The organism is Clostridium sp. D53t1_180928_C8 (assembly GCF_015667795.1).
GTDB lineage: Bacteria > Bacillota > Clostridia > Clostridiales > Clostridiaceae > Clostridium.
In genome coordinates, this window is record NZ_JADPEL010000041.1 from 1 (window position 1) to 20,266 (window position 20,266).

Below are 20,266 nucleotides of genomic sequence, written 5' to 3' on the forward strand. Positions count from 1 at the left end.
ATTTGCGGGTATCGTATATCGGTAATACTCCAGCCTTCCAAGCTGGAAAGGTGGGTTCGATTCCCACTACCCGCTCCAAAAAAAGACAACCAAATGGTTGTCTTTTTTTTATTTCTCTAAATTATATTGTACCTTATATTCTCTTGGAGATAATCCAGTTGATTTCTTAAACATCTGACTAAAATAAGAAGAGTTAGAAAATCCAACAATAGTAGATATGTCTCGTATTGAATAGTTAGTAGTGCATAAAAGATTTTTAGATTCTTCAATTCTTTTACTAATTAAATAATTTATAGGGGATATCCCCATTTGCTTACTGAATAAATGAACTAAATGAAATTTATTAACATAGCTTAAATTAGATAATGTATCTAAGTTTATATTTTCAGAATAATGTGAATCAATATAGTTTTTAATTTTAACACATTCTATATTTAACTTTTCAGGATTATCGGTAATAAAAAGACTTGACTTTGCATTTCTAGATATATATATAATGAACAAAGTTAATATGCTTTTACAAGCTAATTCATAATTTTTCTCTTTATTTTCTACTTCCTTAACAAGCATGTTTAAATAATATAGTATTATATTTTTGTTATGAGTGAAATTCATTATTTTATAAAGATTAGAAGAACAAGAGCTAATATCAACTTTAGAATCTTTTTTATTAAATAATGCTAAGTTATTAATTCCAAAAACTATATATTCTAACCGTTCATTAATATTAACAGATGATTTTTCTGTATGTGTACAGTTAGGATTTATAATAACTAAGTCTCCTTCCTTTATAGAAATAGTAGTATCATCTATTTCCATTAGTCCATTTCCATGAATTATAAAAAAAATTTCTGTAAATGGGTGGAAATGGCTTGTACTATGCCAATCGTTTTCATATTTAGATTTACTTATATAAAGCAGTTCAAAATCAATATTATAGATGTTTTTTTCATCAACATTATATCTTGTATTACTCATAAATCACCTCGTAATAGTATTTTTTCTCAATTATACCATTAAATTGCCAATATTTAAACGTTTAAATTAGGTTATATTGCGAGTTTCGCAATATATATAAAAACATAAGCAATAATTTTGTTGTGTAAAAGATTACACTGAGCTACAATATAAACAAGAAATGTAATAAAAAGGGAGAGGGTTTGATGAGTAAAAATGGTAAAAATAGTAAATCTAAAAAACTTTTTATAGGATTATCAGTTATTCCAGCATGTATTTTATTTTTTGTTTTTATGGTAATCCCAACATTAAATGTATTTTGGATGTCTATGTTTAAATGGGGGGGATTGAGTAATAATAAAAAATTTGTGGGGCTAAATAATTTTATAATCTTATTTAAAGATATGAAATTTATAAAATCATTTCAAAATACTTTATTCTTAATTATTTTTGTAACTGTAGTAACATTGGTACTAGCTATTGCTTTAGCAGCTATATTAATTAGAAAAGATATTAAATTTAATAATTTTTTCAGAATAGTATTCTATTTGCCTAATATTCTTTCGGTAGTTGTTATTTCTGCAATATTCTCTGCGATATTAGATCCAAATCAAGGGATTTTGAATGCAACATTAGGACTTTTTAATTTAGAAACCTGGAAAAGAATGTGGCTAGGAGATGCAAGTACAGTTGTATGGTGTGTTGCTTTTGCTATGATATGGCAAGCTGTTGGATATTATATGGTTATGTATATGTCTGCTATGAGTAGTATACCAGAAAGTTTATACGAAGCAGCTGATTTAGAGGGAGCTTCTAAGTTTAATCAATTCTTTAGTATAACATTACCGCTTGTATGGGGAACTATTAGAACAACATTAACATTCTTTATTATAAGTAGTATTAATTTAAGTTTCTTATTTGTAAAAGTAATGACTAGTGGAGGACCAGATGGTGCTTCATCAGTATTCTTAGAATATATGTACAAGCAGGCTTATGGAAATTCAGCGTATGGATATGGAATGGCTATTGGTGTTGTAATATTTATATTCTCATTTGGATTGTCATTAATAATTAGTAAGGCAACAAATAGAGATGTAATTGAGTATTAGGGGGTGTTAATTATGCAAAATATTACAGAAAAAAATATAAGTTATGATAAAAAAACTACTAAGAAAAAGGGTAAATCATCTAAAAATTTAACAAAGATTTTTATATATATTTGTTTAATTCTTTTTGCATTAAGCATATTAGTACCTTTAGGATGGTCAATTTTAGCAGCATTTAAGCATAAATCAGAGTTCTATGGAAATCCATGGGCTTTACCAGAAGGTTTTTATCTTGAAAACTTTAAAAATGCATTTGTAAAATCACATATGGGTGAATATTTCTTAAATTCAGTTTTTGTAACTGCATTAGCATTAGTATTACTTTTAGTAATAGCTATACCAGCATCATATGTGTTATCTAGATTTGAATTCAAGAGTAAGAAAGTATTAAATACTATATTTGCCGCTGGATTATTTATAAATGTTAACTATATAGTAGTTCCAATATTTCTATTAATTTTAGATGCAGATAAAGCAATAAAACAGATATTTGCACTTCCTTTGGCATTGACAGTATTGCTGGATAATAAAATAGTACTAGCTTTGGTTTATGCTTCAACAGCATTACCATTTACAATTTATTTATTATCTAACTACTTAAGAACATTGCCAAAAGCTTACGAAGAAGCTGCATATATAGATGGTTGTACTCATCTACAAACATTAATGAAGGTAATAATTCCAATGGCTAAGCCAAGTATAATAACAGTTGTGTTATTCCAATTTTTAGCTTTCTGGAATGAATATATAATTGCATTAACATTACTTCCAAATTCATCAAAAACTTTACCAGTTGGACTTTTAAGTTTAATGCAAGTACAAAAGACAGCAACTGACTATGGTGCAATGTATGCTGGATTAGCAATAGTAATGATTCCAACAATAATTCTTTATATGTTAGTTCAAAAGCAATTAACTGAAGGAATGACAGTTGGTGGTATAAAGGAGTAGGAGGAAAAAATATGAGTAAAGGGCGAGTTACGATACCGACTGATGACAATTTTATTAAGGAGACTTTAGAGATAGCAGAAAAATGGGGAGCTGATGGAATAAGAGATTGCGATGGATTTAAGCTTCCAAAAGAAATAAAAGGGTTAGCAGAGAGAATATATTCAACTTACTTTGTTGCACGTGGAGATAATAAGTGGGCAGAGGCTAATAAGGAAGAATTACAACAAACTTATTTAATGACTAAATATAACTTAGCAACAGAAAATAGTTTAACTATAAAAATAATGGAAGGTTATTTTGCAGAACAAGTACAACCAGATACTTATCATGATATAAAAACTTGGTGGGAAGTAATTGATAGAACTACTGGAGAAGTAGTAGATGAAAATTTATGGAGTTATAATGAAAAAACTCAAGAAGTATTAATAGAAAATGCTCAAAAATGGCATGAATATACTGTTACATTTTTAGCATATTGTATATGGGATCCGACTCAAATGTATAATCATATCACAAATAATTGGGGAGATAAGCCGCATGAAATGCCTTTTGATGCTAGAAAGCCAAAAAGTAATAAATATATTTTTGAAGCTATGCATAATTGGTTAGATGAGCATCCAGAATCTAATATAGTTAGGTTTACAACGTTTTTCTATCATTTTACATTAGTATTTAATGATTTAGCAAAAGAAAAATTTGTTGATTGGTTTGGATATAGTTCAAGTGTAAGTCCTGAAGCGTTAGAAGCATTTAGAGAAGAAAAGGGATATTCATTAAGACCAGAACACATAGTTGATCAAGGCTACTATAATTCTACATTTAGAGTTCCATCTAGAGAATATTTAGATTATATGGATTTCCAACAAAAGTTTGTTGCTGAAAATGTTAAGAAGCTTGTAGATATAGTACATGCTGATGGAAGAGAAGCAATGATGTTTTTAGGAGATAACTGGATTGGTACAGAACCATATGGTAAGTATTTTGAAAGCATAGGAATAGATGGAGTTGTTGGATCAGTAGGTGGAGGAGCAACACTTAGAATGATATCAGATATTCCAGGTGTTAAATATACTGAAGGAAGATTTTTACCATACTTCTTCCCAGATACTTTTTACGAAGGAAATGATCCAACTATAGAGGCAAAGGAAAATTGGGTAACGGCAAGAAGAGCTTTAATGAGAAAGCCTGTAGATAGAATAGGTTATGGTGGATATTTATCTTTAGCATATAAGTTCCCAAAATTTGTTGAGTGTATAGAAGATATATGTAATGAATTTAGAGATATATATGATAATGTTAATGGAAATAAGCCTTATTGTGGATTAAAAGTTGCTGTATTAAATTGTTGGGGAAAACTTAGAACTTGGCAAACTCATATGGTAGCACATGCACTTTGGTATAAGCAAATATACACTTACTTAGGTATTATAGAAAGTTTAAGTGGGATGAGTTTTGATGTTGAATTTATAAGTTTTGATGATATTAAGGAAAATGGAGTGCCTAAAGATATAGATGTAATAATAAATGCTGGTGATGCTGGTACTGCATTTAGTGGTGGAGAAAAGTGGTTAGATGAAGAAATAATAACGACACTAAGAGAATGGATATATAACGGTGGTGGATTTGTTGGAGTAGGAGAACCATCAGCAATATTAGAAGGTGGACACTTCTTCCAGTTATCGGAAGCATTAGGAGTTGATAAGGAATTAGGATTCTCATTAAGCACAGATAAATACTTTAAAACTCAATTAGATAATCACTTTATAACTGAAGATGTTGTTAGTGAGATAGATTTTGGAGAAGGTCAAAAAAATATATATGCTAAGAGCAAGGATACAGAAATTATATGTTATAGAGATGGTGATATATTAATGTCATCAAATGATTACGGAAAGGGAAGAGCTGTTTATATAGCAGGATTACCATATTCAATACAAAATACTAGAATACTTATGAGAAGTTGCTTCTATGCAGCTAATAAAGAATCAGAAATGAAAAAATGGTATGCAGATAATTTACACTGTGAAGTATCAGCATATTTAGAGAGTAATAAGTATGCAGTAATAAATAATTCACATGAGGAACAGGTTACATTTGTTTATGATGGTCAAGGAAATAAAACAAAGTTTGAACTAAAACCAGGTGAAATAATATGGAGGAAAATTGGATAGATGGTTAAAAAGATAATTTATATTTTAGTATTTTTAGTATCTATAATATTAGTAATTAAAGGGAATAGAGTTGATGGATATAATGGATTATTAATGATGATTTTAGGATTAGCAGGGTTATTAGGAGAATTATATTCATATAACAAAAAATATCAATAGAATGAATCCAAAAAAATGTAATAAAAGGGGAGAAAAGATATGAAACCAATATTAGTAATAATGGCAGCCGGATTAGGAAGTAGATATGGTGGGTTAAAACAAATAGACAAAATAGGACCAAACGGTGAAATATTATTAGAATTAGCTGTACACGATGCAATAAAAGCTGGATTTGAAAAGGTGGTATTTATATTAAGAGAAGAAATTGAGGATGAATTTAAAGAGCTAATAGGAAACAGATTAGAACAATATGTTGAAGTTAGATATGCTATTCAAAGATTAGAAAACTTACCAGAGGGTTATAGTATACCAGATGGAAGAACAAAACCATGGGGAACAGGTCAAGCTATATTATGCGCAAAGGATCAAGTTGATGGACCGTTTGCTGCAATAAATGCAGATGATTTTTATGGACAAGCAGCTTTTAATGAAATATATAAATTCTTATCTAATAATGTAAGTGAAACTATGTATGGTATGGTTGGTTATAGGCTATGTAATACACTTTCTGAAAATGGTCATGTTGCAAGAGGAGTTTGCAGTGTAAAAGATGGATATTTAGAAGAAGTTATTGAAAGAACTAAAATAGTTAAAAAAGGAGAAGCTGCTTTTTATACTGAAAATGAGATTGATTGGACAGAGTTAGATTATAACTCAACAGTATCAATGAATATGTGGGCATTTGATAATAATTTATTTGAATATTTAGAAGAAGGATTTAAGGATTTCTTAGATACAGAGGCTAAAGAAAATCCGCTTAAGTCTGAATATTTTATACCATCAGTTGTTAGTTCTTTATTAAGTGATAACAAAATAAAGGTTGAAGTAATGAAATCTACAGATAAATGGTATGGGGTAACATATCAAGAAGATAAGTATATTGTTAGATCTGCAATTGAGGAAATGATCAAACAAGGAGTTTATAATAAGAATATATGGGAGGAGATTAACCCAAAATGCATGAAAAATCTTTAGAAATAGCTGTAGAAGCTCTTAAATCAATTCAATTTGATGGCAATGTTATAAATGTAAAAAGTTTTGGAAGTGGAATTATAAATGATACATTTCTTGTTACATGCAAAAATAATAAAGGTGATGAAAATAAATATATCTTGCAGAAAATAAATAGCTCAATTTTTAAAAACGTTGAGAAATTAATGGAAAATTACTGCGGAGTATGTGACTATCTTAAGAAGATAGTAAGTGAAAATGGTGGAGATGTAGAAAGAGAGACTATTACTGTAGTTCCAACTAATACTGGAAAGAGCTATTTAAAGGATTCATTAGATAACTATTGGAGAGCCATTAAGTTTATTTCTGATACAGTAACTTATGATGTTGCAGAATCAGCTGAAGATTTTTATAAGGTTGGAAAGGCTTTTGGAGACTTTCAAAATAAGTTAGCTGATTACAATGCAGAAAATTTATATGAATCAATTCCTAATTTTCATAATACTAAGGAAAGATTTAAGACATTTTTATTAGCTATAGAAAACAATAAGGCGAGAAGATTAGAATCAGTAAGAGCTGAAGTTGATTTTATTTTAGAAAGAGAGAATGAGACATCTATTTTATTAGATATGTATGAAAATGGTGAGTTGCCTTTAAGGGTAACTCACAATGATACAAAGATTAGTAATATACTTATGGATTCTAAGACTAAGAATGGAATTTGTATTATTGATTTAGATACTATAATGCCAGGGCTTTCATTATATGATTTTGGTGATGCGATAAGAAGTGGTGCAACTCATGCGTTGGAAGATGAAAAAGATTTAGATAAAGTATATGTTGATTTAGAGTTCTTTGAAGCTTTTACAAAAGGATTTTTAGAAGGGACTAATTCTTCACTTACAGAAAAAGAAATTCAAATGCTTCCAATGGGGGCTAAAGTAATTACTTTAGAACAAGCTATAAGGTTTTTAACTGATTATTTAGATGGAGATATATATTATAAAACTACTTATAATGAACAGAATTTAGATAGAACTAGAACGCAGCTAAAACTTGTTAAAGATATAGAAGAAAAATGGGACAAGTTAAATAATATAGTAAATAATTATGTTACCAATAAAATGGTATAGGAGGAAGTTATATGATTAAGTTTGGTACTGGTGGATTTAGAGCAATTATAGGAGAAGATTTTACAAAAAATAATGTTCAACAATTAGCAAGAGCTGTTGCTAGAAAAATGAAAGATGAAAATGTTGAAAATAAGACTATAGTAGTTGGATATGATAGAAGATTTTTATCAAAAGAAGCTACAATGTGGATATCAGAAGTATTAGCTTATGAAGGAATTAAAGTTCTATTTATTCATAGAGGGGTTCCAACTCCATTAATAATGTTTGAAGTTAAGAAATTAAATTTAGATTATGGTATGGCTATAACTGCAAGTCATAATCCAGCTCTTTATAATGGGGTTAAGTTATTTACTAAGGGTGGAAAAGATGCAGATGAAGTAGTTACTAATGATGTTGAAAAATATATTGCTAAATTTGAAGATGAAGAAATAAAATCAATAGATTTTGAAGAGGCTGTGGCAAAGGGATTAATAAAATATGATAATCCTTTTAATGAATATATTGATTGCATTTTATCACAAATAAATATTGAAGCTATTAGAAATGCTCATTTAAGAGTTGTATTAGACCCAATGTATGGTGTAAGCCAAACATCTCTTAGAACTATACTTGCAACTTCAAGATGTGAATTAGATGTAATTAATGAAAGACATGATACCTTATTTGGTGGTAAACTACCTACTCCAAATGCAGCTAATTTAAGATCTCTACAAAATTATGTAATTGATAGAAAGTATGATATTGGTATAGCTACTGATGGTGACGCTGATAGATTAGGTGTTATAGATAATAATGGAAGATTCTTACATCCTAATGATATTTTAGTATTATTATACTATTATTTATTAAAGTATAAGGGATGGTCAGGTCCTGTAGTTAGAAACATAGCTACTACAGAGTTACTAGATAGAGTTGCTAAAAGTTTTGGACAAGAATGTTATGAAGTTCCTGTTGGATTTAAGCATATATCTGGTAAGATGATAGAAACTGATGCAATAATAGGAGGAGAATCAAGTGGAGGCCTTACTGTAAAAGGTCATATTCAAGGTAAAGATGGTGTCTATGCTGCATCTCTTTTAGTAGAAATGATAGCTGTTACTGGTAAGTCATTATCAGAAATATATGAAGATATTTGCAATGAATATGGTAAGTTATATATGACTGAAAGAGACTATAAGATGAGTCAAAAGAGAAAAGAGGAATTAATTGATAAATTAATGGTTAAAAAGGAAGGGATTTCCTTTAATTATGATATAGATAGAGTTTCTTATGATGATGGATACAAAGTTTACTTCAAAAATGGAGGTTGGGTTATAGTTCGTTTCTCAGGTACTGAACCAGTATTAAGGGTATTTGCTGAGATGGATAAATTGGAAAAAGCTGAAGAGATAGCTAAGGTTGTTGAAGCAACATTAGGATTATAAAATTAATATAAATTGCTATTATAGCAAAATAACTAAAAAAAAAAACAAAAAAACTATTGATACAACGTTTACATTAATGTAAAATTTAGGTATAGAAGTTAGGTATAAAAGTAAAATGTTAAAGCTAAAAGCTAGGGGGAGAATTTTATGAGATTTAAAAAGGTATCATTAATTTTAAGTGCTCTGATTGCAACAACATTATTTGCTGGATGTGGTAATTCAGCTAAACCAGAAGAGGACAAGACAACAGCTTCAGATGTTAAAGCAGAAGAAACAGTATTAAAAATTGCAGCTCTTAATGGGGGCCGTGGTGTAGAACATTGGAATAAGTTAATAGAAAATTTTGAAAGTACACATGAAGGAGTTAAAATTGAATTAACTGCTGAATCTAATTTAGAAGAAGTAATAAGACCACAAATTCAAGGTGGTAATATTCCAGATTTAATATATTTAGCAACTGGTAGACCAGAAGCGTTAACAGAAACATTTATAAATGAACAAGCTTTACATGACTTGAGCAATGTTATGGAAATGACTGTTCCAGGTGAAAGTGTAAAAGTAAAAGATAAAATATTAGATGGATTCTTAGATACATCATCTACAGCTCCATATGGAGATGGTAAGACATATTTAGCTCCATTATTCTATAGTCCAACAGGATTATTCTATAATAAGGGATTATTTGAAGAGAAGGGATATGATGTTCCAAAAACTTGGGATGAATTCTTTGCTCTAGGTGATAAAGCTAAAGCTGATGGAATATCTTTATTTGCATATCCAACAGCAGGATATTTTGATTCTGCTATGCCAGCAATGTTAGCAGCAGCAGGCGGAATTGATGCTTTCAATAAGGCTATGAATTTTGAAGAAGGATTCTGGACTTCAGATGAAGCTACTAAAGTTTTAGAAACAGTTGCTAAGCTTAAAGATTATACAGAACCATCAGTTGTAGCAAATGCTAATGGAGATAACTATAAAAAGAACCAACAATTAGTTTTAGATAACAAAGCTCTATTTATAAATAATGGAGATTGGTTACCAGGTGAAATGGCAGATGCACCAAGAGCAGATGGGTTTGAATGGGGATTCACAGCATATCCAGCATATAAAGATGGTGGAGACATGTATTCTTATAACTTCTTTGAACAAATGTATATTCCAGCAGAAGCTTCTAATATAGAATTAGCAGAAGAGTTTATGGCTTACCTTTATAGTGATGAAGCTGTAGAAATAATCGCTGAATTAGGAAAATCAGTTGTTCCTGTAGAAGGTTCTATAGAAATTGCTAGTAAGTATTTAGATGAATTACAAGTTGAAATTTTAAGTGTTTATGAAAATGGTGCAAAACCAGTTATGGGTGGATTTGCAGCTACAGAACCAGTTGAAGGATTAGTATGGAATGATTCATATGTATTAATAATTGACTCAATTATGAATGGTACTAAGACTGTTGAAGATTGGCAAAAATCATTAACAAGTGCATCTGATCAATTAAGAGCAGCTATAATTAAATAGAACAATAGAGGGGCGTTTTTATTAAAACGCCTCTTTTTTTATTTTAATATGTATTTTTATGTTTATAAGTATTAATAATATATTTAAATGAGAATTTAAGTATATTTTAGAAAGAAGAAATGATATATGAAAGTTATACATAATAGTTTAAAGGTCTGCTTATTAATGATAATTATAATATTTAATACTAGTGTAAGCACATATGGAGAGGAAAATAAAGTAAAGCTGATAGGGCATAGGGGTGCTAGTGCATTAGAACCTGAAAATACTATACCTTCTTTTAATAAAGCAGCTAATGTAGGTGCTTGGGGAATTGAAGCAGATATATATGTATTAAGGGATGGGAATATTGCTGTATTTCATGATTCTGACGTTGAAAGGATGACAAATGGTATAGGTGAAATTAAAAGTATGAACTTGATAGAGGTAAAATCACTTAATATAGATAATGGTAATAATATTAAAAATTACACTAATTTAAAAATACCAACGTTAGATGAATATTTAAATTGTTGTGTTGTTAATAAGTTAGTACCAGTAATTGAGTTTAAGGAAGTTACTGTTGAAAGTATTAAAGATATTATTGATAAAATAAAGCAGTATGATCTTGAAGACGATACTATAATAATATCAACTTCACATGAATGGATAAAATATATTAGAGAATATAGTTATAAAATTCATTTCCAATATTTAAGTGATATAACTATAGAAAATATTAATTTATTAAAGCAATATGGTAATTATGGAATAGATATTAAATTAGAGAATATAACTAAAGCTAAAGTAGATTTAGCACATTTAAATGGTGCAAAGGTTAATGTATGGACTGTGAATAGTACAAAGGATATAAAGAATTTAATTGATATGGGAGTAGATATGATTACTAGCGACCTAGGTATTAAATAAAAGATATATTTTATATGTATAAGAAAATAAGTTATGGTCAAGAATTAAAATAGTTAACTCTTGGAGGTGTAGAATATGAATAAAGTTACTTTAGTAGGAAACGTAGTGAATGATTTAGAATTAAAGAATTATAGTAACAATGAAAAAGAAGGAAAATATGTTAAGTTCACCTTGGCAGTAAATGAATATAACGTTAAGAAGAATGAGAGAATAGCAACTTTTGTAGAAGTAGTAGCATTTGATAGTAAAGCAGTCGTATTATCCAATAATGTTGGTAAAGGAACTAAGCTAGCTGTAGAAGGAAAAATTAGAACTGGAAGTTATTTAAATGGTAATGGAGAAAAGAAATATAATGTGGATATTGTTTTAACTGATTTTACATTTATAGATAGCAAGAAAAAGATTGTTGATGAAAAATTAGCATTTTAAAAGACATATATATATTATGAAAGTAAAATTATTTTCATATATTAGATATAACTCATTGATACTATTGAAATAGTATCAATGAGTTATTTTTCTTATAATCAATTTTAATATAAAAAGAAACCGTTAATAAATAAACCTTTTAAAATGGCTTAAAGGTTACTTATGCTTTAATAGCTATTATGTTTAGTATTAATTTTGTTAATCCCATTTTGGTAGAGGATATACCGTTAATAGGATTAGTATTAACAGTGTTAAATAATAGTTTTGGAATGCATATAAAATATCCTGAAAATGAAATAGCTACAAATAAAAGTTTTGATACTGAAAATTTTAAAGTTACTATTGAAGCTTTTGATTATTTACATAATAAAATATTTATTGTTTATAAGGTTGAAGGAGAAAATCTAGAAGAAGAAATTTATAGTTTATTTTTAGAGGAGGGAGGTTAAGCGTTTATAGCATTTCAAGAGGGGGGAAGAGATACAGAAACATTAAAAGATGATGTTTACTATGAGTATACTTAGATAAAGTTAAATTTTGATGATATAAAGAAAAATAAATTACATTAAAGTTAGAACAAACTTAATTTGGATATATTACTTAAATAAATGAGGTTGATGAGTAAATTATAAATCCTAAAGAAATTAATTTAACTATAAAAAATAAGGAGATTAGATAAATAATAAAAATGGACTACCTTACTAAATTTAGTAGGATAGTCCATTTGATGGTGTACCTAAAGGGATTCGAACCCCCGACGCCTGGATTCGATGAAGTATATTTTATTAATTTATATATAATTTATTTAAGCCTTATGAATGTTTATTTTTATAAGGCTTAATATTATTAAGTATTATTAATTTTTATTATTTTTTTCTTATGTTGTGTTATGGTTGTGTTATATATTAATTAGGGTTTTATTACTTTAATACTGAATCTCCTACATAAAATATTAATTAGAAATAATTAGTATTAAAAAATATATTTAGTATTATTTTAAACATCTAATCTTCTAAATTATTTATTCATATCTCAAATAATAATCATTTTAAGAAAAAGTTTTTAATTTTAAATATATATTATATTGATGAATAGTTATTATAAATAATTTATAAGGAGAAGATAGTTGTGAAAAATAAAATGGAATCTAATAAAAGAAATAAAGTATTAAATAGAAAAAGGGTAGATATAGTATCTATAAAGATGATAAGGGAAAGCAGTATTCTTTATGAAAATAGAAAAATAAGTTCACCTAAAGATGCAGTAGAGTTATTAAAAAAATTTTTAGATGGAGCTGATAGAGAGCAGTTTATTACTTGCTGTATGGATACCAAAAATCAACCAACTTCTATAAATGTAGTAAGCGTGGGAACTATAAATTCATCATTAGTCCATCCTAGAGAAGTTTTTAAAACTGCTATATTAGGAAATTCATCGTCTATAATAGTAGCTCATAATCATCCATCTGGTGATCCTTTACCTTCAAAAGAGGATATTGATATTACACAAAGGTTAAAAGAAGCAGGAAAAATAATAGGTATTGATGTAATTGATCATGTAATTATTGGTGAAGATAGATATGTTAGTCTTAAAGAAAAGGGTGTTGTATAACACTCTTTTGTTTTTTGTATATTATTGAAATATATATTATATAAATGATACCTATTCGATAGGTAATCCTTGCAAGTGATTAGGAACATAGAGGATCATAATAAAAAAGTAAATAGAATTTTATTTTTTTTTATATATGTTGTAATAAAGTTTCTACAGTTTTAGGCAGAGCCTGTCTATTGTTTTAGTAGGAACTTTATTTATTTCATCTATAAATTTATTTACCGCAACTCTTACCTTTGGTAAGGTAGGGAAAAATGAGTTATTTATTATTGAAGATTTTAGCCATCCCCATAGCCCTTCTATCAAATTCAGTTCTGGACTATATGTTGGTAGAAACATTAATTCTAGTCTATCTTTAACTTCTTCTAAAAATGGTTTTAATAATTTGGCATGATATATTTTAGCATTATCTAGTATCATAACTATTTTTCCACTCTTATAATTGGATAGAGTTGTTTTTAAAAACTCTAGAAATACTTTAGCATCATATCTTTCATGCTCTTCACAATATACAGTTCCATTTATATAATCAAGAGTTCCTATTAATTTTACACCAGCATTTTTCCCGTAAGTAGGTACTTTCTTTTGATTTACCTTGATAAACCAAGTCTTTTGAATTGCTTGATAATCTCTAATTAAAGATTCATCTTGAAATAGAATCGTATCAACTAAGCCGTTAAGGCATTTTTTAACTCTTCAAAATCATTTTTAAATTTTTCTTGCTTATTTTTATCAGCTTTTGCCATGACATAAGTAGGATGTGTGTAGCTTAAATTTAATCTATATAATACTTCGGCCATACCTCTATGACACATAGTTACATTAAATTCTTTAATAACCCATTGTCTTATCAACTCTATTGTCCAGTTATTTCTACATTCAAACCCTACTTGGTCTGGAGTTTTATTAGTAACTACTTCAACAATCATTTTTTCTTGTTCTGGATTTAACTTTCTTTTAGTTCCAGGACTACGTTTCATCGCTAATCGCTTAAGTTCTTCTATCTCACTTTCATGACCTTCAATTTTATTAATAGTTAAAATATCCATATCAATTCTCCATAATCATTATTTAATACTTTATATTAGTTTTAGTATTAAGTGCTAATACTATCTATGGATATTTATGGCTTCAAAATTTATCCTAGAAGTTTTTTATTTGCAACATATATATTATAAAATATTATATAATTTTATTGAAAGGAAGTGATTAAATGTTTTTTAATTTATATAAAGGTGTTATTTCAAAAGAGATTCTTGAAAATACATTTTTTATAGATTTTAATGATTTAACAGATGAAGTTAGTAATTTTGAAAAATGTAATGAAGAGGAATTACTAGTTAATATCCATTCACTATGTATAAGGAGTTTAAAAAATTACTTATTAGATAACAAAAAATATTTTAATAGTTGTAATGACTATTTAAGATTAAATTCTTTGAATTTTTATTTTATTCAATATGCATTTGATAATGTTAAATTATTTTTAAAAACAGATTTTAATTATGATGAAACAATATCAAGAGAAAATGCATTTAATAAATTTATAAAAAATAATTCGAGGGTTGATAGGGATTACGATAATTTTGATGTTAGATTTGAAGATTTTAAAGACAATGATAATTTATTACATAGGTACTCATTGTTTTACAGTATAGATTATAATAATAGGAGAAAGTATAATATTTATAAAAATTTAAGTAGAGTATTTATACATACAATAGATGAATGGGGACAATGTGCTTATAATCATAAAAATACGTTAAAAAGTAATAGATATGCAAGTAATGAGAAATTTAATTTTAGAGGTGAAATAGATAAAAATTTCATATTACAATTTACTATGTTATTAAATTTAAATATTAATGATATATATTATTTTGAAAGAATTTATAATACAAACTTTAAACTACATTTATATAAGCAAATCATTAGTTTAGAAGATATGGGTATATATTTAAATATGAATGAAATTATTAAGTTGATAAAATCAATGAATAAAATAATATATTTGCCTAATGTCTTTAAAAACGTTGAATTATTATTAATATTCTTAGGTATTTATATAGATTGTTATAGAGAAAGAGATATGGAAAAATTTGAGAAAGAAATTGAGGAATTAATTAATGATTTTATAGAATATTTTTTACCATTATATAATTCTTTATTTTTAGAAATATTGAAAATATATTGTAATAATGATAAAGATAGTATTAGTGCTATTATGGATAAAATATCTTTAAATAATTATTTAGATAATACTATTTATGGTAATTTATCAAAATATGAAACTTTCGATGATAAAGTTAATTATTATAATAGTTTTAAAGAAAATAAAGAGGATAAAAAAAATAAAGAGGATAAAAAAAATAAAGAAGATAAAAAGGATAAAGAAGATAAAAAGGATAAAGAAGATAATAAAAAGAAAAGGAATAAAAAGAAAAGGAATAAAAAGAAAAATGAAGAAACATATTATTTAATTAGTGAAAATATAATTTGTTATTTTAATTTTAATAAGTTAAAACAAGAAAATATAATTAGTTGTTTAAATATATTTAATAGAAATATATTTAACTGTATAGATTATATAGATGAATATCAATTAAAGTTAAAAGAATTTATTTTAAAAGTAAATAGATTAAAACAAGTAGAAGGAAGTGAAGTTTAAAATCACTTCCTTTTAATTATTAAAATTAATAATTATATCATATTAATTTTTAAATAATAAGGGGTAAATTTAACATTATTAAAAATTTAAATTTACTTCTATTTCTATATTGTATTATTTAGTATTATTACACCGTAAATAAATCAGTAATAGGGAGAAAAAATATGGAAATTAATAACAATAAAAAACTAAAAGTATCATTGGCAAGAGGAAATACGAATGTGTTTAAATATTATGAAGATGATTCATATGATACTAAAGAGTATATAAATAAATTGGAACAAAGTAATGGAGAATTAAAAATTAACTCACAAACCGGGCTTATAAAAATAATGAATAAAGTAGAAGAAAGGGATATAAACGAATTAGGAGAAAGTAATGAAGAATTAAAAATTAACTCACAAACCGGGCTTATAAAAATAATGAATAAAGTAGAAGAAAGGGATATAAACGAATTAGGAGAAAGTAATGAAGAATTAAAAATTAACTCACAAACTGGGCTTATAAAAATAATGAACAAAGTAGAAGAAGGGGATATAAACGAATTAGGAGAAAGTAATGAAGAATTAAAAATTAACTCACAAACTGGGCTTATAAAAATAATGAACAAAGTAGAAGAAGGGGATATAAACGAATTAGGAGAAAGTAATGAAGAATTAAAAATTAACTCACAAACTGGGCTTATAAAAATAATGAACAAAGTAGAAGAAGGGGATATAAACGAATTAGGAGAAAGTAATGAAGAATTAGGGACTAATCCAAAAAATAAACTTATAAAAATAATGGGGAAAGTAGAAAAAAGAGATATAGTGGAAAGAGATGCATTAGCTAAATTAATAAATAATAATCCATCATTAATAAATAAAATAGATTTTATTATTATTGATGGATGTATTACCTTAATTGAGAGAAACAATAGTAATGAGAATTATTTTGGAATATGTAATTTCAATATAATAGCAGAAAAAATAATTATTAGAGATGATGGATTGTTTATAGAAAAGTTTTGTGCTTTAAGATGTATATTAAGTAATTCAGATGAAGAAAAAATAATTTATATAAAGTATGATGAATTAAATTCTGATAAATGGATTATAGGTAGATTAGGAGTTAAGTATTGTTTATTTCCTATGAATAATGCTTATAAATATTTAAAAGTATATTTAGCAGAGCAATTTAAAAATATATTGCCTGAAATACAATATACTCACGTTGGATGGAGGAGAATTAGAGATAGATTTGTTTATTTACATGGTGGGGGAGTTATAGGAGATTATAATTTAAATATTACAGGTGATAAAGAAAAGGTAATTAGTATAAATCATAATATTAGAATAGAAAGTGCATTAAAAGAAACTATAAATATGATTAACATTAGTGACAATAAGTCCAAAACATTACCTTTATTATTATATTCACATTTAGCTGTAATGAGAGAGGTTTATGTACAAGCTGGTTATGAGCCTCACTTTATAATGTGGATTTATGGATTAACAGGTTCTATGAAAACATCGGTTTCAAAAATATTTTTTAATTTATTTAATAGAGAAAAAGAGTATATATCTGCAACATTTAAGGATACAAAGACAGCAGTTGAAATTAAGGCGGCTGAATATAAAGATTCTATATTGTTGTTGGATGATTACCATCCAACAACATCATCAATTGAAAAGAGAGAAATGCAATCATTAGCTTCGCATATATTAAGAATATATGGTGATGGAATAAGCAAGTCTAGATCAACTAAGGATTTAGGCAAAGCTAAAGAATACCCACCTCGTGGATTATGTGTTATTACAGGAGAAGATATAATTGACGGAGAGTCTAGTGTTGCTAGATTCATAGGAATTGAAGTTTGTCCAGGAGATTATAAAACTGATGTATTAGCATATTATCAGAGTAATACTTTAATATATTCAACTCATATGTATTATTTTATTGACTGGGTTTCTAAAAATTTCAATGAAATAATTAAGTTTATAATAGAAAAATTTTTGATTTATAGGAAAAATATATTAAGTTTTTTTAGGCATAAAAGATTAGCCGATTCCTATACATTCTTGTGTTTAACTTATGATATTTTATTTGAATATTGTAAGGATATAGGAATTATAGATATAAGTAACCTCTTCTATAATGGTGATTATGTAAAAAATATAATAAGGGATACTATAAAATTACACGAACAATCTACAGTTAAGCAAGATCCGGCTATATTATATCTATTAGCGATACAGGAGTTAATATTAAGTAAAAAATGTAAATTGATAGAGAAAAATAAAACCAATAATGAAAAGAGTATTATTGGATATAAAGATGAAGATTGTTATTACTTAATACCTAATTTAGCATATAGTAATGTTATAGAATTTTGGAAAAGACAAAATATTGATTTTCCAGTTACCTCTGATAGGGTTAATAAAGCTTTAGAAGAATTAAAAGTTATAAAAACAAGTCCAGAAGGTAATTCAATTAAGAGAACAGTTAAGGCTTCGATTAATGGAGAACGTAAAAGATATTTAATTATCTATAGAAATATTATGGATAATATATTAAATAATATTTAGTTAATATTATGGGGGCAATGGGGACTATTGGTTTGAAAGTATGAAAAACAAGATATTTATGACTATATATTATAAAAATGAATAGGGGCATTAATGGGGACAATAAAAGTTAATGGAGGATTACTAATGAATTATTATAATGATGATGTCAAAAAAACTATGAGTGTTAAAGAATTTTCTAATGAATATGGAATTGGGTTAAATAAAGCATATGAAATTGTAAATAGCGATAAATTTCCGGTTATTAAATGTGGAAGAAAATTTTTAATAATAAAATCAAAAGTAGATGAATGGTTTGAAGATAATATAGGAAAAGTTATTTAATAATCGGATTATATAAGTAATAAAGGGATTAGGAGGTATAGTTATGTCTAAAAAAGCAAATGGTGAAGGTTCGGTAAATAAATACAAAAATGGTTGGAGGGCAACTATAACTATAGGTAAAAATAGTGAAGGAAAACTTATACGTAAACAATTTTATGGAAAGACAAAATCAGAAGTGTTAAAAAAGGTAGATGAGTTTAAAGTAAAAAATATTTTAGGATTATCTACAAGTGATGGTAAATTAGCTGTTCAACAGTGGGTAAAGACTTGGTTAGAAGAGTATAAAATGAATGAATGTAGACCATCAACTATGGATAGATATATTGGAATATATAGAAATTATATAGAGAATACTAATTTAGGAATAATTAAACTAAAAGATTTAAAGCCTTTAACTTTACAGAATTATTATAATGAATTAATTAGGAAAAAAAATAAGACCCCAGATACTATTAAGACAATTAATAAAGTAGTATCTGGAGCAATAAGACAAGCTCAAAAAGAACAATTAATTTTTAATAACCCATGTTTATTTGTTACATTTCCTAAAAATGAAACTAAAAGTGAAGTTATGACATTTACTTTGGAGGAACAAAAATTATTTTTAAAGTGTATAGAGGATAGTAGAGATAGAGGTATTTTTAATTTAGCTTTAGGTTCTGGATTGAGGTTAGGTGAATTATTGGGTCTAAAGTGGAGTGATATTGATTTTTTTAATAATGAAATAAAGGTTTCTAGAAGTATAAAGAGAGTAAAATGTTTTGATAATGATAGCAGTTGTAAGACAAAAATTATAGAACAATTACCAAAGACTAAATATAGTGAGAGAAAAATACCTATACCTAAAGCAACAATAAATGAATTGAAAAGACATAGGAGTATAATTGCACAGGAAAAATTGAAGGCTGGTGATATATATAATGACAATAATTTAGTATTTCCAAATGTATTAGGTGGATATATTGATGCTAGAAATTTAACTAAAAGATATAAAGCTATTTTGAAGAGGGCTAATATTCCTTATAGAAAATTTCATGCATTAAGGCATACATATGCAACTAGATTATTTGAAAATGGAGTTCCATTAAAAGTAATACAAGTTTTACTAGGTCATAGTAGTATGGATATTACTGCCAATATATATACTCATGTATTGCCAAAAGAAAAAATAAGGGCTGTTGATGTGTTGGAACAATATTTATAGATGATAACAAATTTAGAATAAGAAAGAATGAACCGTATCATAAATAAGTGAGGTTTTTACTAAAATTGGATTTGATTAAATATATATATATTAAATAATTAATAGTATAATATTATAATAGACTAAATAATATGTGTTTAAAAAATACATTTATTATAATATAATTATTTTATAGTTAATTATA

19 protein-coding genes and 1 tRNA gene are annotated in these 20,266 nt (G+C 26.7%); 17 read left to right on the top strand and 3 right to left on the bottom strand.

What is annotated here, in order from left to right; translation table 11 throughout:
• The first annotated feature begins 4 nt into the window (after positions 1-4).
• Positions 5-78, top strand: a tRNA-Gly gene (locus tag I4V51_RS16450).
• A 30-nt stretch (positions 79-108) separates the two neighbouring features.
• Here I4V51_RS16450 and I4V51_RS16455 read toward each other — a convergent pair.
• The gene (locus I4V51_RS16455) at positions 109-978 is read right to left on the bottom strand and encodes an AraC family transcriptional regulator (RefSeq protein WP_195989522.1); all 870 of its coding nucleotides are present in this window, start codon (positions 976-978) and stop codon (positions 109-111) included.
• Positions 979-1,163: 185 nt separating this feature from the next.
• Here I4V51_RS16455 and I4V51_RS16460 point away from each other — a divergent pair, with 185 nt between their 5' ends.
• From I4V51_RS16460 to radC, 12 genes are all read left to right on the top strand, one after another.
• Entirely contained in the window at positions 1,164-2,066 is a 903-nt protein-coding gene (locus I4V51_RS16460) for a sugar ABC transporter permease (RefSeq protein WP_195989523.1), read from the top strand.
• Between the two features lie 12 nt (positions 2,067-2,078).
• The gene (locus I4V51_RS16465; RefSeq protein WP_195989524.1) at positions 2,079-3,014 is read left to right on the top strand and encodes a carbohydrate ABC transporter permease; all 936 of its coding nucleotides are present in this window, start codon (positions 2,079-2,081) and stop codon (positions 3,012-3,014) included.
• 11 nt (positions 3,015-3,025) lie between these two features.
• Complete coding sequence (gnpA, locus tag I4V51_RS16470; RefSeq protein ID WP_195989525.1) at positions 3,026-5,185, top strand: 1,3-beta-galactosyl-N-acetylhexosamine phosphorylase; 2,160 nt, start codon at positions 3,026-3,028, stop codon at positions 5,183-5,185.
• On the top strand, positions 5,186-5,344 hold the full coding sequence (locus I4V51_RS16475; protein ID WP_195989526.1) for a hypothetical protein: 159 nt from the start codon (positions 5,186-5,188) through the stop codon (positions 5,342-5,344).
• A 39-nt stretch (positions 5,345-5,383) separates the two neighbouring features.
• Positions 5,384-6,319, top strand: coding sequence for a sugar phosphate nucleotidyltransferase (locus I4V51_RS16480; RefSeq protein ID WP_195989527.1), 936 nt, complete (start codon positions 5,384-5,386; stop codon positions 6,317-6,319).
• On the top strand, positions 6,301-7,428 hold the full coding sequence (locus tag I4V51_RS16485; RefSeq protein ID WP_195989528.1) for an aminoglycoside phosphotransferase family protein: 1,128 nt from the start codon (positions 6,301-6,303) through the stop codon (positions 7,426-7,428). Before I4V51_RS16480 ends, I4V51_RS16485 begins: the two co-directional genes overlap by 19 nt.
• A gap of 11 nt (positions 7,429-7,439) precedes the next feature.
• Positions 7,440-8,852 carry a phosphoglucomutase/phosphomannomutase family protein gene (locus I4V51_RS16490; RefSeq protein ID WP_195989529.1) on the top strand — a complete coding sequence of 471 codons (1,413 nt, stop codon included), beginning with the start codon at positions 7,440-7,442 and terminating at the stop codon, positions 8,850-8,852.
• Positions 8,853-8,999: 147 nt separating this feature from the next.
• Entirely contained in the window at positions 9,000-10,367 is a 1,368-nt protein-coding gene (locus I4V51_RS16495) for a carbohydrate ABC transporter substrate-binding protein (RefSeq protein WP_195989530.1), read from the top strand.
• 126 nt (positions 10,368-10,493) lie between these two features.
• Entirely contained in the window at positions 10,494-11,276 is a 783-nt protein-coding gene (locus I4V51_RS16500; RefSeq protein ID WP_195989531.1) for a glycerophosphodiester phosphodiesterase family protein, read from the top strand.
• Between the two features lie 75 nt (positions 11,277-11,351).
• Positions 11,352-11,705 (top strand): single-stranded DNA-binding protein, encoded by a 354-nt coding sequence (locus I4V51_RS16505; protein ID WP_195989532.1) that lies wholly within the window; start codon positions 11,352-11,354, stop codon positions 11,703-11,705.
• Between the two features lie 179 nt (positions 11,706-11,884).
• The gene (locus tag I4V51_RS16510) at positions 11,885-12,154 is read left to right on the top strand and encodes a hypothetical protein (protein ID WP_195989533.1); all 270 of its coding nucleotides are present in this window, start codon (positions 11,885-11,887) and stop codon (positions 12,152-12,154) included.
• Between the two features lie 679 nt (positions 12,155-12,833).
• The gene (radC, locus tag I4V51_RS16515) at positions 12,834-13,316 is read left to right on the top strand and encodes a DNA repair protein RadC (RefSeq protein WP_347708668.1); all 483 of its coding nucleotides are present in this window, start codon (positions 12,834-12,836) and stop codon (positions 13,314-13,316) included.
• A gap of 153 nt (positions 13,317-13,469) precedes the next feature.
• Here radC and I4V51_RS16520 read toward each other — a convergent pair whose 3' ends face one another.
• Positions 13,470-13,979, bottom strand: coding sequence for an IS630 family transposase (locus tag I4V51_RS16520; protein ID WP_195989547.1), 510 nt, complete (start codon positions 13,977-13,979; stop codon positions 13,470-13,472).
• A gap of 8 nt (positions 13,980-13,987) precedes the next feature.
• Complete coding sequence (locus tag I4V51_RS16525) at positions 13,988-14,368, bottom strand: winged helix-turn-helix domain-containing protein (RefSeq protein WP_195989534.1); 381 nt, start codon at positions 14,366-14,368, stop codon at positions 13,988-13,990.
• 164 nt (positions 14,369-14,532) lie between these two features.
• Here I4V51_RS16525 and I4V51_RS16530 point away from each other — a divergent pair, with 164 nt between their 5' ends.
• From I4V51_RS16530 to I4V51_RS16545, 4 genes are all read left to right on the top strand, one after another.
• Positions 14,533-15,987: a hypothetical protein gene (locus I4V51_RS16530; RefSeq protein ID WP_195989535.1), complete on the top strand. Its 1,455-nt coding sequence runs from the start codon at positions 14,533-14,535 to the stop codon at positions 15,985-15,987.
• A gap of 164 nt (positions 15,988-16,151) precedes the next feature.
• Positions 16,152-18,554 carry a hypothetical protein gene (locus tag I4V51_RS16535; protein ID WP_195989536.1) on the top strand — a complete coding sequence of 801 codons (2,403 nt, stop codon included), beginning with the start codon at positions 16,152-16,154 and terminating at the stop codon, positions 18,552-18,554.
• Between the two features lie 126 nt (positions 18,555-18,680).
• Positions 18,681-18,878 (top strand): helix-turn-helix domain-containing protein, encoded by a 198-nt coding sequence (locus tag I4V51_RS16540; RefSeq protein ID WP_195989537.1) that lies wholly within the window; start codon positions 18,681-18,683, stop codon positions 18,876-18,878.
• A 43-nt stretch (positions 18,879-18,921) separates the two neighbouring features.
• Entirely contained in the window at positions 18,922-20,082 is a 1,161-nt protein-coding gene (locus I4V51_RS16545) for a site-specific integrase (RefSeq protein WP_195989538.1), read from the top strand.
• The last annotated feature ends 184 nt before the right edge of the window (positions 20,083-20,266 follow it).

Excerpts from the sequence above, each read along its gene's own strand:
- I4V51_RS16475 (WP_195989526.1), top strand. The coding sequence starts at position 5,186 with ATGGTTAAAAAGATAATTTATATTTTAGTATTTTTAGTATCTATAATA.
- I4V51_RS16465 (WP_195989524.1), top strand. The coding sequence starts at position 2,079 with ATGCAAAATATTACAGAAAAAAATATAAGTTATGATAAAAAAACTACT.
- I4V51_RS16490 (WP_195989529.1), top strand. The coding sequence starts at position 7,440 with ATGATTAAGTTTGGTACTGGTGGATTTAGAGCAATTATAGGAGAAGAT.
- I4V51_RS16460 (WP_195989523.1), top strand. The coding sequence starts at position 1,164 with ATGAGTAAAAATGGTAAAAATAGTAAATCTAAAAAACTTTTTATAGGA.
- I4V51_RS16500 (WP_195989531.1), top strand. The coding sequence starts at position 10,494 with ATGAAAGTTATACATAATAGTTTAAAGGTCTGCTTATTAATGATAATT.
- I4V51_RS16540 (WP_195989537.1), top strand. The coding sequence starts at position 18,681 with ATGAATTATTATAATGATGATGTCAAAAAAACTATGAGTGTTAAAGAA.
- I4V51_RS16535 (WP_195989536.1), top strand. The coding sequence starts at position 16,152 with ATGGAAATTAATAACAATAAAAAACTAAAAGTATCATTGGCAAGAGGA.
- I4V51_RS16495 (WP_195989530.1), top strand. The coding sequence starts at position 9,000 with ATGAGATTTAAAAAGGTATCATTAATTTTAAGTGCTCTGATTGCAACA.
- I4V51_RS16545 (WP_195989538.1), top strand. The coding sequence starts at position 18,922 with ATGTCTAAAAAAGCAAATGGTGAAGGTTCGGTAAATAAATACAAAAAT.
- I4V51_RS16480 (WP_195989527.1), top strand. The coding sequence starts at position 5,384 with ATGAAACCAATATTAGTAATAATGGCAGCCGGATTAGGAAGTAGATAT.
- I4V51_RS16510 (WP_195989533.1), top strand. The coding sequence starts at position 11,885 with ATGTTTAGTATTAATTTTGTTAATCCCATTTTGGTAGAGGATATACCG.
- I4V51_RS16505 (WP_195989532.1), top strand. The coding sequence starts at position 11,352 with ATGAATAAAGTTACTTTAGTAGGAAACGTAGTGAATGATTTAGAATTA.
- I4V51_RS16525 (WP_195989534.1), bottom strand. The coding sequence starts at position 14,368 with ATGGATATTTTAACTATTAATAAAATTGAAGGTCATGAAAGTGAGATA.
- I4V51_RS16485 (WP_195989528.1), top strand. The coding sequence starts at position 6,301 with ATGCATGAAAAATCTTTAGAAATAGCTGTAGAAGCTCTTAAATCAATT.
- I4V51_RS16455 (WP_195989522.1), bottom strand. The coding sequence starts at position 978 with ATGAGTAATACAAGATATAATGTTGATGAAAAAAACATCTATAATATT.
- gnpA (WP_195989525.1), top strand. The coding sequence starts at position 3,026 with ATGAGTAAAGGGCGAGTTACGATACCGACTGATGACAATTTTATTAAG.
- I4V51_RS16530 (WP_195989535.1), top strand. The coding sequence starts at position 14,533 with ATGTTTTTTAATTTATATAAAGGTGTTATTTCAAAAGAGATTCTTGAA.